This window comes from Delftia tsuruhatensis NBRC 16741, assembly GCF_001571325.1.
GTDB lineage: Bacteria > Pseudomonadota > Gammaproteobacteria > Burkholderiales > Burkholderiaceae_C > Comamonas > Comamonas tsuruhatensis.
Window position 1 is genome coordinate 32,867 of the sequence record NZ_BCTO01000017.1, and the last position, 12,732, is coordinate 45,598.

General features: G+C 69.2%; 14 protein-coding genes. 10 read left to right on the plus strand and 4 right to left on the minus strand.

Translation table 11 applies throughout. The annotated features are described in order from the left end of the window. Position 1 precedes the first annotated feature (1 nt). The 7 genes from hpaH (at position 2) to DTS01S_RS07645 (ending at position 6,750) form a co-directional block, all read left to right on the plus strand. Positions 2-835, plus strand: a complete 834-nt coding sequence (gene hpaH / locus DTS01S_RS07615; RefSeq protein ID WP_061287519.1) for a 2-oxo-hept-4-ene-1,7-dioate hydratase — start codon at positions 2-4, stop codon at positions 833-835. A gap of 45 nt (positions 836-880) precedes the next feature. After that, a complete protein-coding gene (locus DTS01S_RS07620; protein WP_016452253.1) occupies positions 881-2,335 on the plus strand; it encodes an NAD-dependent succinate-semialdehyde dehydrogenase in 1,455 nt (484 codons plus the stop codon). A gap of 18 nt (positions 2,336-2,353) precedes the next feature. After that, complete coding sequence (locus DTS01S_RS07625) at positions 2,354-3,175, plus strand: aldolase/citrate lyase family protein (RefSeq protein WP_012202038.1); 822 nt, start codon at positions 2,354-2,356, stop codon at positions 3,173-3,175. A gap of 86 nt (positions 3,176-3,261) precedes the next feature. Further along, positions 3,262-3,750, plus strand: coding sequence for a homoprotocatechuate degradation operon regulator HpaR (gene hpaR / locus DTS01S_RS07630; protein ID WP_174538872.1), 489 nt, complete (start codon positions 3,262-3,264; stop codon positions 3,748-3,750). A gap of 44 nt (positions 3,751-3,794) precedes the next feature. Continuing rightward, complete coding sequence (locus DTS01S_RS07635; protein WP_046986324.1) at positions 3,795-4,430, plus strand: 3'-5' exonuclease; 636 nt, start codon at positions 3,795-3,797, stop codon at positions 4,428-4,430. Positions 4,431-4,620: 190 nt separating this feature from the next. Then, entirely contained in the window at positions 4,621-5,124 is a 504-nt protein-coding gene (locus tag DTS01S_RS07640) for a flavin reductase family protein (RefSeq protein ID WP_046986323.1), read from the plus strand. A 210-nt stretch (positions 5,125-5,334) separates the two neighbouring features. Next, positions 5,335-6,750 carry an amino acid permease gene (locus DTS01S_RS07645; RefSeq protein WP_061287521.1) on the plus strand — a complete coding sequence of 472 codons (1,416 nt, stop codon included), beginning with the start codon at positions 5,335-5,337 and terminating at the stop codon, positions 6,748-6,750. Here the strand turns inward: DTS01S_RS07645 and DTS01S_RS07650 are convergent. Next, complete coding sequence (locus DTS01S_RS07650; RefSeq protein ID WP_061287535.1) at positions 6,747-7,946, minus strand: DUF5666 domain-containing protein; 1,200 nt, start codon at positions 7,944-7,946, stop codon at positions 6,747-6,749. The two genes, DTS01S_RS07645 and DTS01S_RS07650, sit on opposite strands and share 4 nt — an antisense overlap. A 148-nt stretch (positions 7,947-8,094) precedes the next feature. On the opposite strand from DTS01S_RS07650, the gene DTS01S_RS07655 reads away from it, so the two are divergent. From DTS01S_RS07655 to DTS01S_RS07665, 3 genes are read left to right on the plus strand one after another with little or no spacing between them, the layout of a single operon-like run. Beyond that, positions 8,095-8,805 (plus strand): PepSY domain-containing protein, encoded by a 711-nt coding sequence (locus DTS01S_RS07655; RefSeq protein WP_223275184.1) that lies wholly within the window; start codon positions 8,095-8,097, stop codon positions 8,803-8,805. Beyond that, positions 8,805-9,485 (plus strand): response regulator transcription factor, encoded by a 681-nt coding sequence (locus tag DTS01S_RS07660; protein ID WP_013800000.1) that lies wholly within the window; start codon positions 8,805-8,807, stop codon positions 9,483-9,485. Before DTS01S_RS07655 ends, DTS01S_RS07660 begins: the two co-directional genes overlap by 1 nt. Continuing rightward, entirely contained in the window at positions 9,475-10,812 is a 1,338-nt protein-coding gene (locus tag DTS01S_RS07665) for a sensor histidine kinase (protein ID WP_017405685.1), read from the plus strand. The genes DTS01S_RS07660 and DTS01S_RS07665 overlap by 11 nt, the downstream gene beginning before the upstream one ends. 19 nt (positions 10,813-10,831) lie before the next feature. Here the strand turns inward: DTS01S_RS07665 and minE are convergent, their stop codons facing one another. The 3 genes from minE to minC are packed head-to-tail and all read right to left on the minus strand — an operon-like array spanning position 10,832 to position 12,710. Beyond that, a complete protein-coding gene (gene minE, locus DTS01S_RS07670) occupies positions 10,832-11,095 on the minus strand; it encodes a cell division topological specificity factor MinE (RefSeq protein ID WP_016447328.1) in 264 nt (87 codons plus the stop codon). A 6-nt stretch (positions 11,096-11,101) separates the two neighbouring features. After that, complete coding sequence (minD, locus tag DTS01S_RS07675; protein WP_061287522.1) at positions 11,102-11,914, minus strand: septum site-determining protein MinD; 813 nt, start codon at positions 11,912-11,914, stop codon at positions 11,102-11,104. 49 nt (positions 11,915-11,963) lie between these two features. Beyond that, complete coding sequence (gene minC / locus DTS01S_RS07680) at positions 11,964-12,710, minus strand: septum site-determining protein MinC (RefSeq protein ID WP_034348623.1); 747 nt, start codon at positions 12,708-12,710, stop codon at positions 11,964-11,966. Between the last annotated feature and the right edge of the window lie 22 nt (positions 12,711-12,732).

Genomic DNA, 12,732 nt, shown 5'->3' on the forward strand with positions numbered 1-12,732 from the left:
AATGTTTTCCCAAGAACTGTTGACCCAACTGGCCCAGGAGCTGGACCGCAGCGAGAAGACGCGCGTGCAGGTCGAGCATTTCTCCAAGCGCTTTCCCGGCATGACCGTGGAGGATGGCTACCGCGTCTCGCGCGAATGGGTGCGCCTGCAGATCGCGGCGGGGCGCAAGGTGATCGGCCACAAGATCGGCCTGACCTCGCGCGCCATGCAGATATCGAGCCAGATCGACGAGCCCGACTACGGCACCCTGCTCGACAGCATGCTCTACCGCTGCACGCCGGGCCAGGTGCTGGACATCCCGGCCGCCCACTTCATCGCGCCGCGCGTGGAGGTGGAGCTGGCCTTCGTGCTCAAGGCGCCGCTGCGCGGCCCGGACCTGCCCGGCGGCAAGGAGATCACGCTGCAGGACGTGCTGGACGCCACCGACCATGTGACGCCGGCCATCGAGATCATCGACGCGCGCATCGAGCAGTTCGACCGCCACACCAAGGCCATGCGCAAGGTCTACGACACCATCAGCGACAACGCGGCCAATGCGGGCATCGTCACCGGCGCCGGCCGCGCTGACCCCCAGGTGATAGACCTGCCCTGGTGCGGCGCCATACTGCGCTGCAACGGCGTGGTCGAGGAGACCGGCCTGGCTGCCGGCGTGCAGGGCCATCCCGCCATCGGCGTGGCCTGGCTGGCCAACAAGCTCTCGCCCTGGGGCGAGGCCCTGGAGGCCGGCCAGACCGTGCTGGCCGGTTCGTTCACGCGCCCCGTGGCGGCCAGGGCCGGCGACCTGTTCGATGCCGACTACGGCCCGCTGGGCCGCCTGCAATTCCGTTTTGTCTAGGCGCCGTCGTCCCGACGCCGGCCCCGCCCTTATTGGAGATTTCCCATGCCGCTTGCACTGCGCGACCCCAGCCTGCTCAAGAACCTCTGCCTGATCGACGGCCAATGGCTGGCCGCCGACGATGGCAGCCGCATCGACGTCCACAACCCCGCCACGGGCGAAGCCGTCGGCCATGTGCCCCGCATGGGCGAGGCCGAGACGCAGCGCGCCATCGCCGCCGCCGAGCGCGCCTTCGCCCTCTGGAAGCAGCAGACCGCCGAAGCCCGCGCACGCCTGCTGCATCGCTGGTTCGAGCTGATGATGGAGAACCAGGAGGACCTGGCCCTGATCATGACCAGCGAGCAGGGCAAGCCCCTGGCCGAGTCGCGCGGCGAGATCGCCTATGCGGCCTCCTACGTGCAGTGGTTTGCCGAGGAAGCGCGCCGCATCTACGGCTCCACCGTGCCGGCGCCCTGGGCCGACAAGCGCATCATCGTGACCAAGGAGCCCGTGGGGGTCTGCGCCGCGATCACGCCCTGGAACTTCCCGGCCGCCATGATCACGCGCAAGGTCGCGCCCGCCCTGGCGGCGGGCTGCACCATCATCGTCAAGCCCGCGCAGCAGACACCGCTGTCGGCCCTGGCCATGGCCGAGCTGGCCCAGCGCGCCGGCATTCCCGAGGGCGTGTTCAGCGTGATCACGGGCTCCTCGCGCGCCATCGGCGGCGTGCTCACGGCCAGCATGGCCGTGCGCAAGCTGACCTTCACGGGCTCCACCGAAGTGGGCCGCGTGCTGGCCGAGCAATGCGCGCCCACGCTCAAGAAGATGTCTCTGGAGCTGGGCGGCAACGCGCCCTTCATCGTCTTCGATGACGCGGACCTGGATGCCGCCGTGGAAGGCGCCATGGCCTCCAAGTACCGCAACACCGGCCAGACCTGCGTGTGCGCCAACCGCCTGCTGGTGCAGGACGGCGTGTACGACGCCTTCATGGCCAGGCTCAAGGTCGCCGTGCAGGCCCTCAAGGTGGGCAACGGCCTGGAGGCCGGCGTGGGCCAGGGCCCGCTGATCGACCAGGCCGCCGTGGACAAGGTCGAGGAACTGGTGGCCGATGCCGTGAAGAACGGCGCCGAGGTCGTGCTGGGCGGCAAGCGCCACGCGCTGGGCGGCACCTTCTACGAGCCCACCATCCTGGCCAACGCCACGGACCGCATGCGCATCGCCAGGGAAGAGGTCTTCGGCCCCGTGGCGCCCGTGTTCCGCTTCAAGACCGAGGAAGAAGCCATCCGCATGGCCAACGACACCGAGTACGGCCTGGCCGCCTACTTCTACGCCCGCGACGTGGGCCGCGTGTGGCGCGTGGGCGAGGCGCTGGAGTACGGCATGGTGGGCATCAACAGCGGCATCATCAGCACGGCCGTGGCGCCGTTTGGCGGCGTCAAGCAGTCGGGCATGGGCCGCGAGGGCGGCGCCGCCGGCATAGAGGAATACCTGAGCACCAAGTACCTGTGCATGGGCCACTGAGGCCCGGACAATCACACCATGCAGACACCTGTGAACCGCTTCAAGGCCGCCATTGCGGCCGACCAACCCCAGATCGGCCTGTGGCTGGGCCTGGCCGACGCCTATTCGGCGGAAATCTGCGCGGGCGCCGGCTTCGACTGGCTCCTGATCGACGGCGAGCATTCGCCCAACGACACGCGCACCCTGCTGGCGCAGCTGCAGGCCATCGCGGCCTATCCCGACAGCCATGCCATTGCCCGCGTGCCCATGGGACACGGCGAGGTCGGCGAGATGCTGATCAAGCAGTACCTGGACATCGGCGTGCAGACCCTGCTCGTGCCCATGGTGGACACGGCCGAGCAGGCCGCACGCATCGTGCGCGCCGCGCGCTATCCGCAGGCCGACGGCCAGGGCGGCATCCGCGGCATGGGCGGCGCACGCGCATCGGCCTGGGGCCGGCGCGCCAACTACGCCCATGAAGCCAACGCCCAGGTATGCGTGCTGGTGCAGGTGGAGACGCGCCAGGCGCTGGCCCACCTGGACGCCATTGCCGCCACCGAGGGCGTGGACGGCGTCTTCATCGGCCCGGCCGACCTGTCGGCCTCCATGGGCCACATCGGCAACCCCGGCCATCCCGAGGTGCAGGAGGCGATTGCCGACGCCATCGCGCGCATACGCCGCGCCGGCAAGGCGCCCGGCATCCTCACGCCCAACGAGGCCCTGGCGCGCAAGTACCTGGAGCTGGGCTGCACCTTCACGGCCGTGGGCCTGGACACCAGCGTGCTGGTGCAGGCCACCAGCGCGCTGGCTGCGCGCTTCAAGCAGGCAGCGGCCCCCGCGCCGAAAAGCCAGACCTATTGAGGCCCCGGCCTGACAAGGCGCGCGCAACGCCGCTCCGGGGAGGGAGCGGCGGCTGCATAGAATCCAGCCGACAGATGCTGCCGAACATGCCCCAGACCACGACCTCTTTTGCCCCCGAGTCGCTGCGCGCCTTCTCGCGCTCCCTGCCCATGGCGCTGCTGCGCGCACGCGAATCGGTCATGGTGCGCTTTCGGCCCATGCTGCGCGCCCATGGCCTGACCGAACAACAGTGGCGCGTGCTGCGCGCCATGGCGGCGGTCACGCACAGGCTGCGGCCCATGGAGCTGTCGCAGGCCACCTACATCAGCATGCCCAGCCTCTCGCGCCTGCTCAAGACGCTGGAAGGCCGGCAGCTGGTGGAGCGCTCGCGCCACGCCAGCGACATGCGCGGCGCCGAGTTCGAACTCACGGCGGCCGGCCACGCCATCGTGGCCGAGATCGCGCCGCATTCCTCCGAGACCTATGCCGAGATCGAGCGCCTGGTGGGCCATGAAGAGATCGAGCAGCTCTACGCCCTGCTCGACCAGGTCGTGCAGCGCCTGGGCGCGGCCGACGGCAGCCAGGCCGAGGAATAGCCGCCCCGGCACGCCGGTCGGGCACTGCCGGGCACAATCGCCTCATGCCGCAGCCGATTGCCGTCATCGACTTTGAAACCACGGGCATGGCGCCTGCCCAGGGCGCGCGTGCCACCGAGGTCGCCATCGTGCTGATCGAGGGCGGCCAGGTCGTGGACCGTTTCCAGAGCCTGATGCGCACGGGCGCCTGGATACCGCCCTTCATCACGCGGCTGACCGGCATCACCAATGCCATGGTCGCAGCCGCGCCGCCCGCCGAGGACGTGATGCGCGATGCCGCCCGCTTCGTGGGCAGCGCGCCCATGGTGGCGCACAACGCGGCCTTCGACAGCAAGTTCTGGCAGTCCGAACTGGCCCTGGCCGGCGAGGCCGCGCCCCAGCCCTTTGCCTGCACCGTGCTGCTGTCGCGCCGCATCTATCCCGACGCGCCCAGCCACAGCCTGAGCCGGCTCACCGCCCACCTGGGCCTGCCCGTGGCCGAGCGTGCCCACCGGGCGCTGGCCGATGCCGAGATGGCCGCCGCCCTGCTGGCGCGCATGCAGCAGGACCTGTGCCGGCGCTATGCGCTGGCCTGGCCCGAGCATGCCCTGCTGATGCGGCTGCAGCGCTGCGCGCGCGCCCGCATGGCAGGCTGGCTGCGGGAGAACGCCGCGCCCGCCCAGATGCGCATGGCGCTGTGAGCCGGCACAGCGCACGCAAGGCAAAGACCTCCCTGGCCAAATCCCCATCGGCCGCATCTGCCGGCATCCGCACCCATAATGCACGGTTGCTGCCCGGCTACGGGCGCCCGTCCCAAACGCGGCAGCCCTGCTGCCGCCTTGCTGCCGCCTGGTTCTTGCACCCGTGAATTCCGCCCTGCCTCCTGCCGCCATGGCCAACCTGGCCCCTCAGGCCCCGTTCTCGTCGCGCGAGTTCCGCGACGCGCTGGGCCAGTTCGCCACGGGCGTGACCATCGTCACCGCGCGCAGCCCGCAGGGCCATCCGGTGGGCGTCACCGTGAGCTCGTTCAACTCGGTCTCGCTCACACCGCCGCTGGTGCTGTGGAGCATGGCGCTGTCGGCGGCCTCGCTGCCCGTGTTCCAGCATTGCTCGCACTACGCCATCCACGTGCTGTCGGCCTCGCAAAAGCCCCTGGCCGAGCTGTTCGCGCGCAAGGGCGTGGACCGCTTCGCCAACACCGCCTGGCGCAGCTCGGCCCAGGGCGTGCCGCTGCTGTCCGAAGCCACCACCGTCTTCGAATGCCGCAACCGCCATCGCCATGAAGAAGGCGACCATGTGATCTTCATCGGCGAGGTCGAGCAGTGCAGCCATCAGGCCGGCCACACGCCGCTGCTGTACCACGCAGGCCGCATGCACACGGGCGGCCTGGGCTGATACCGGGGCCTGCGGCAGCACTCCCGTCGCCTCTTTCGGCCACTCCCCCATTCCCGTTCCTTCCCGCCTCCGGGTAATCCCCGGTCCGGGAAATCGGTGTCTGCGCATATTGTATATACAGGCTTATACATCTGATCGCAGACCCATCCGCAGGCTGATGAAGCCCGTGGATGCGGCAGCCATTTCACCAATGACGGGGGGAGACAGCACATGAGTTCACCATCTGCAGGCAGCCTGCACCGAGGGCTGTCGGCCCGCCATATCCGCTTCATGGCACTGGGCTCGGCCATAGGCACGGGGCTGTTCTACGGCTCGGCCAAGGCCATACAGCAGGCGGGGCCCTCGGTGCTGATCGCCTACCTGCTGGCGGGCGCGGCGGTCTACATGGTGATGCGCGCGCTGGGCGAGATGGCCGTGTACAACCCCGTGCCCGGGTCCTTCGGCCAGTACGCCAGCGACTACCTGGGCCCGTTCGCCGGCTTCGTCACGGGCTGGACCTATACCTTCGAGATGGTCATCGTCTGCCTGGCCGACGTGACGGCCTTCGGCATCTACATGGGGTTCTGGTTTCCCGAGGTGCCGCGCTGGATCTGGGTGCTGTCCATCGTCTGCTTCATCGGCGCGCTCAACCTGTGCTCGGTCAAGGTGTTCGGCGAGATGGAGTTCTGGCTGTCCCTGCTCAAGGTGGCGGCCATTATCGCCATGATCGGCGGCGGCCTGGGCATCATGGTGTTCGGCTTCGGCATGGCGGCCGGCCAGGCGCCCACCGGCGTGCAGAACCTGTGGGTGCACGGCGGCTTCATGCCCCATGGCGTCTCGGGCCTGATCGCATCGCTGGCGGTGGTGGTGTTCGCCTTCGGCGGCATCGAGATCATCGGCATCTCGGCCGGCGAGGCCAAGGACCCGGCGCGCGTGATCCCGCGCGCCATCAACGCCGTGCCGCTGCGCATCCTGCTGTTCTATGTGCTCACGCTGTTCGTGCTGATGAGCATCTTCCCCTGGCCGCAGATCGGCAGCCAGGGCAGCCCCTTCGTGCAGATCTTCAGCGGCCTGGGCATTTCCTCGGCCGCCACCATCCTCAACGTCGTGGTGATCTCGGCGGCCGTGTCCGCCATCAACAGCGACATCTTCGGCGCCGGCCGCATGCTGTACGGCATGGCGCACCAGGGCCAGGCCCCCGCCGGCTTCGGCCGCGTCTCGCGCCATGGCGTGCCCTGGATGACGGTGGTGGTGATGGCCGTGGCGCTGCTGGCCGGCGTGGTGCTGAACTACCTGATTCCCGAGGACGTGTTCCTGCTGATCGCCTCCATCGCCACCTTCGCCACGGTCTGGGTCTGGCTGATGATCCTGCTGTCGCAGTTCGCGGCGCGCCGCCGCATGAGCCCGCAGCAGGTGGCCGCGCTGAAGTTCCCGGTCCCGCTGTGGCCCGCCGCGCCGCTGGCCGCCATCGCCTTCATGCTGCTGGTGCTGGGCGTGCTCGGCTACTTCCCCCACACCCGAGCCGCGCTGGTCGTGGGCGGCCTGTGGATCGTGCTGCTGGGCGCCGCCTACCTGCTGTGGGTGCGCCCCGCCGCCGCGCGTGCGCAGAGCGAGGCGATGCGGCCTGCGGCGAACGCGAACCCTTAGTCGAACTCGACCTCGGTGGCCACCACCATCGCGCCATCGACCGAGAGCCGGCCCTTGACCTCGACCACGCGGCCCACGGCAATTTGGGCAGCGCTGCCATCCTCGAAGCGCGCATTGCGATAGTCCACGCGCACGCCGCGCAGCTCGAAGATGCCGGCCAGGCTGTCGACAGCGGTGATGCGGCCCTCGATCTCGAAGCCATCGTCACTGTCCAGCCGCAGCTTGCGCTCGACCTCGGAGGCGCGAAGCACCCCGTCCTGGAACATGCCCTCGACCTCGACCAGGTCGCCCACGGCAAGGCCTGCGGGCAGGCGTGCGGCGCTGCCCGCGTCCACGCTCAGGCCGTCCACGACGAAGCGGGTCGGCGAGTCCATGCGGGTGATATGGCCGGTGACGTCGGCCTCCACGCCCGCCTGTTCGGGCAGCGTGGGACGCTGCACCGACAGTGCGGTGGCCACCCACAGGCCGGCGGCATCGGGCTGGCGCGCCAGGCGCAGGCTGACCACGTCGCCGGCAGCCAGCGCGGCGGCAACCTGCACGCCGCTCCAGTTGACGACGGCCTCGCCGATGCGCAGGGTGCGGCGCGACATGTCAACGGCATCCACAGGCGCGCGCAGGCGCCAGGGCTCGTCGGCGTCATCCTCGATCTCGATGCGGCTGGCAAGAATGCGGCCCTGCGCATCGCGCAGGCCGTGGACTTCCAGCACACGGCCGACCTGCAGCGCCGCCGCGCGGCCGTCCTCGAACACCGTGGCCGCATCGACGATCACGGTCTGGCCCAGTACGGTCAGCCGGTCGCCCACGACCGCGCTCAACGGACCTTCCAGATCGCTGCGCACAAGAATCTGGCGGGCCATGGCGCGCGCCACACCATCGCTGCCGGTGGTCACGGGGTCGGCCGTGACATGGACCGCCATGCCCAGCTTGAGCGCATCGCTGGCCAGCAGGACGCCATCGCCATCGGTGATCCGGGCCTGGCGCTCGTCATACCGCACCCCATTGACCAGGATGGAGCCGAAGCCGTCAATGGTGCCCGACGCATAGCTGGCGCTGGGAGTGACCGGCGTGGGGGCGGGCTTGTCAGCCCCGCCGCCGCCACCACCGCAGGCGGCCAGCAGCACGGACAGCGAGAGCGCGCCAGCGCCCAGGACCCAGGGCAATGGCGGGGCGGAGCGGGAAAAGCGAAGAAAATGCATGGTGTTCGATGCCAGAAAGAAACAGATGAAAAGGCACCGCGGCGGGGCCATCGGTGCAACCGCCTGCAGTGTCGGCAAAGGCGCCTAAACCGCGCATGAATGGCGCGTTCATGCACTGTTTAAGAACGTGCACATAAGATGCGTGGCCGTGAAACTCCGCCTCGCACTTGCTGCCTTGCTGGCCCTGCCGCTGGCGCCCGCCTCTGCCACCACGCCAGCGGAGCATGAAAGCGTGCGCCGCGAGGTGCAGTCCAAGCGCCTGCGGCCCTTGGCGGAAATCCTCCAGGACGTGCAGCAGCGCCACAAAGGGCGCGTCATCGACATCGAACTCGAGCGCGGCGCCGACGGCCGGCGCTGGTACGAAATCAAGCTCGCCAATGGCCAGCGCACGGAGATCTATATCGATGCAGTCACGGGACAGGACATCCCCCGGCCGGGCGCGACCACCGCCGTGCTGATACCCATGTCCGCCGTGGCGGCAGCCGTCACCCGCTTGCATCCCGGCACCGTGCTGCAGATCGAGCTGGAGGAAACGCGCAGCCCCAGGCCCTACTACGAGATCCAGCTGCTCACGCGCGAAGGCCGTGAGCAGCTGCTGCGCGCCGACGCCCAGACGGGCCGCATCCTGGCGGAGCCTGTCCTGAGCCGGGAGCAGGCCGCCACGCTGCAACCGCTGCCGCGCATTCTTGAGGAACTGGAGCGCAAGTACCAGGCCCGCGCCACAGAGGCCGAGCTCAAGATCGACGTCCGGCAGCGCGCCTACTACGAGGTCGAGTTGCAGCTGAGCGCCGGCCGCAGCATCGAAGTGCATGTGGATGCGTACAGCGGCCAGCCCATCGAAGAGGACGGACTGCGCTGATGCGGGTGCTCATCGTCGAAGACGACGCCGATCTTGCTGCAGGCCTGCAGGCCATCCTGCAGGAGGCCGGCATGCTGGCCGAGTGCTGCGCGGACGGCCGCCTCGCCCAGGAACTGGGCAGCGTCGAACACTATGACGCCGCCTTGCTGGACCTGGGGCTGCCAGGACAGGACGGCGTCTCGGTGCTGCGCCATTGGCGCGAGCAGGGCCGCTCCTTTCCCGTGCTGGTGCTCACGGCCCGCAACCGCTGGAGCGACAAGCTCACGGCCTTCCAGGCCGGCGCGGACGACTACCTGACCAAGCCCTTTCTGCACGAGGAGGTCGTCACGCGGCTGCGCGTGCTGCACCGGCGCGCAGCAGGCGGCAGCCGGCCCCTGGTGCAGATAGGCCCGCTGGCCTACGACACCATGGCAGACCGCTTCACGCTCGAAGGACGGCCGCTTGCGCTGACCGCGCAGGAGCAACGCATCCTGAGCTTTCTGACCAACCGGCATGGACAGCTCGTCAGCCGCGCCGACATCAGCGAGCATGTCTACGCACGCGACCTGGACCCGGACTCCAACACCGTGGACGTGCTGGTCGGCCGCATCCGCCGCAAACTGTCCCCGCATGGCCTGATCCATACCGAGCGCGGACGGGGCTTTCGCCTGCAGCAGGCCAGCGGCGACCATGCGTCCTAGACACTGGGGCCTGTCGGAGCGCCTGCTGGCACTGAGCCTGGTGGCCACGCTGGCCTGCGGCACGGCCGCCAGCTGGCTGCTGCGCGAGCAGTTGCACGATGCGGTGCTGCGCAGCTTCAAGGCCGGCCTGCAGGACCGTGCCGAGCGGCTGCAGGCCGAGCTGCAGTCCCCGGGGCCCCTGACCGGACAGGGCACGCGGCTCAATCGCGGCGAGTTCGGCCGCATTTTCTCGGGCTGGTACTGGACACTGGAGCAGGACGGGCGGCTGCAGCAGTCGCGCTCGGTCTGGGACGACAGCCTGGAGCTGGACGACGCCCGTCCCTGGCCCCGGCACAAGGGCAGGGAGACGCTGCTGTCGCTGCGCGGGCCGCAGGGGCGCGAACTGCTGGGACTGCGCCGCAGCTTCGATGTCGCGGGCCGGCGCGTGCAGCTGCACGTCTTCGGCCCGCTGGACGGTACGCGCCAGGAATGGCGCCGCATCGACCGCATCCTGCTGGTCACCGAGCTGGGCCTGGTCGCCGCGCTGCTGCTGTGCACGGTGGCGCTGGTGCGCCTGGGATTGCAGCCGCTGCGCAGCCTGCAGCAGGCGCTGCAGGACATGGAAGACGGCACACGCACGCAGCTGGGGCGGCACTTCGGCCCCGACCTGGACCCGATTGCCGAGGCCGTGGACCAGGTGCTGCAGCGCAATGCCCAGGTCGTGGAGCGCGCGCGCCACCAGGCGGCCGACCTGAGCCATGCGCTCAAGAAGCCGCTGGCCGTGCTCGGCATCCAGGCACGCGGCCATCAGGTCGATGGTCCGTGGCTGCGTGACCAGGTACAGGCCATGTCCCACACCATCGACCGCCATCTGGCGCGCTTTGCCAGCGGCGCCGGCAGCGCCGGCAGCGTGGCGCTGGATGAGGTGCTGGCCCGGCTGCTGGATGCCATGCGCCAGATCCACGCCCAGCGGCGCCTGTCCTGGTCCATCCAGACCTCCACGCCGCTGCCCGGCCATGGGCTGCGCTGGCGCGGCGCGGCCTCGGACCTGGAGGAGATGGCGGGAAACCTGCTGGACAACGCAGGCAAGTGGGCGCGCAGCCGCGTCACGCTGGCCGTGTGCCAGGATGGCACGACGACGCTGCTGCAGATCGATGACGACGGCCCAGGCCTGGCGCCGGAGCATCTCGCGCAGGCCATGGAGCGCGGTGTCCGCTTCGACGAACAGGCCCAGGGCCACGGCCTGGGCCTGGCCATCGTGCGCGACATCGCCGAGACCTATGGTGGATCGCTGGAGATGGGGCCGAGCCCGCTGGGCGGGTTGCGCTGCACGCTGCGCCTGGGCTGAGCACGGCGCCGGGCGGCGCTCAGCGCGCGGCGTCGGGCAGTTCGATCTTGACTTCGAGCACTTCCAGGTTTTCCTGGCGCTCCAGGTGCACCTTGATGTCGTTGACGTCGATGTCCACGTACTTGGAGATCACCGCCATCAGCTCCTTTTGCAGCGCAGGCAGGTAGTCGGGACCGCCGCCGTTGCCGCCCACGCGCTCACGCGCGAGGATGATCTGCAGGCGCTCCTTGGCCACCGAGGCCGTCTTCTTCTTTTCTCCGAGCAGGAAAGAGAGCATGGACATGGCCGCTTACCTCCCCCCGAACATGCGTTTGAAGAAGCCGGGCTTTTGCGCTTCGGTGAAGCGCATGGGCTTTTCCTCGCCCAGGAAGCGTGCGACCACGTCCTGGTAGGCCTCGGCCACGTCCGAGCCCTGCATGTGCACGGCGGGGATGCCCTGGTTGGAGGCCTGCAGCACGGTTTCGGACTCGGGCACGACGCCGATCAGCTCGATGCGCAGGATGTCCTGGATGTCCTCCAGCGACAGCATCTGGCCGTCCTGCACGCGGTTGGGGTTGTAGCGCGTGATCAGCAGGTGTTCCTTGACGGTCTCGCCCGCAATGGCGCGCGCGGTCTTGGAGCTGAGCATGCCCAGGATGCGGTCGGAGTCGCGCACGGAGGAGACTTCGGGGTTGGTCACGACCAGGGCCTCGTCGGCGAAGTGCATGGCGATCAGCGCGCCGCTTTCGATGCCGGCCGGCGAGTCGCAGATGATGTACTCGAAGTCCATGCCTGCCAGGTCGTCCAGGATCTTCTTGACGCCGTCCTGCGTGAGCGCATCCTTGTCACGCGTCTGGGAGGCGGCCAGCACGAAGAGGTTGTCGCACTGCTTGTCCTTGATCAGGGCCTGGTTGAGGTTGGCCTCGCCCTGGATGACGTTGATCAGGTCGTAGACCACGCGGCGCTCGCAGCCCATGATCAGGTCCAGGTTGCGCAGGCCCACGTCGAAATCGATGACGGCGGTCTTGTGCCCGCGCAATGCGAGGCCCGATGCGAAGCTGGCGCTGGTGGTGGTCTTGCCCACGCCACCCTTGCCGGAGGTCACGACGACTATTTTGGCCATGTTTGCACGGTTCCTTAAAGACTGGAGAGCAAAGAAGAAGGGTCCGGTGTCATACCGGCTCGATGAGGATTTTCTCGCCGTCGAGACGCACCTTGGCGGGCCTGGCGGCCACATCCGCCGGGAGATCGGTCTCGATTGTGCGATAGATGCCGGCAATCGACAGCAGCTGTGCTTCCATGCAGGTGCTGAAGATGCGCGCCTCGGTGTTGCCGCGCGCCCCGGCGATGGCCCTGCCGCGCAGCGGCGCGTAGACATGGACGTTGCCGTCGGCGATGACTTCGGCGCCATAGCTGACCATAGCCAGCACCACGATGTCGGTGCCGCGCGCATAGACGCGCTGGCCCGAACGCAGCGGCTTGTCCACGATGAGGGCGTCGGCCTGGGGAGCAGGCACCTCGCGCACCACCTCGATCTCGCGCACGACTTCCTGGATCTCGATCTCGGGCACCGTGGGCCGCACGGGTGCGGCCTCGGGCGCGGGCGCCAGGCCTGCGGCGCGCGCCGCCTCCATCTGGGCGGGGCTGCCGCCGCGCACGGCCACGGGCACGGTGCGGTGAAAGCGCAGCGCCTCCACGAGCACGGCGAAGTCGATGGCCTCCTCGGCCTCGCGCACATGGGCCAGGTCGATCAGCACGGGGTCGTTGTCGAAGAAATCCGGGTCGTCGGCCAGGCGCTGGGCCAGGTCGGCCACGAGCGCACGTACGTCGGTATCCCGCAGGGTCACGGCCACCACGGGCAGCTGCGCGCTCTTGAGGTCGAAGCTGGGGCGGGCAGTACTCGTCGTTTCAACGGCCATGGGACTGGGAGTGCGGTGGATG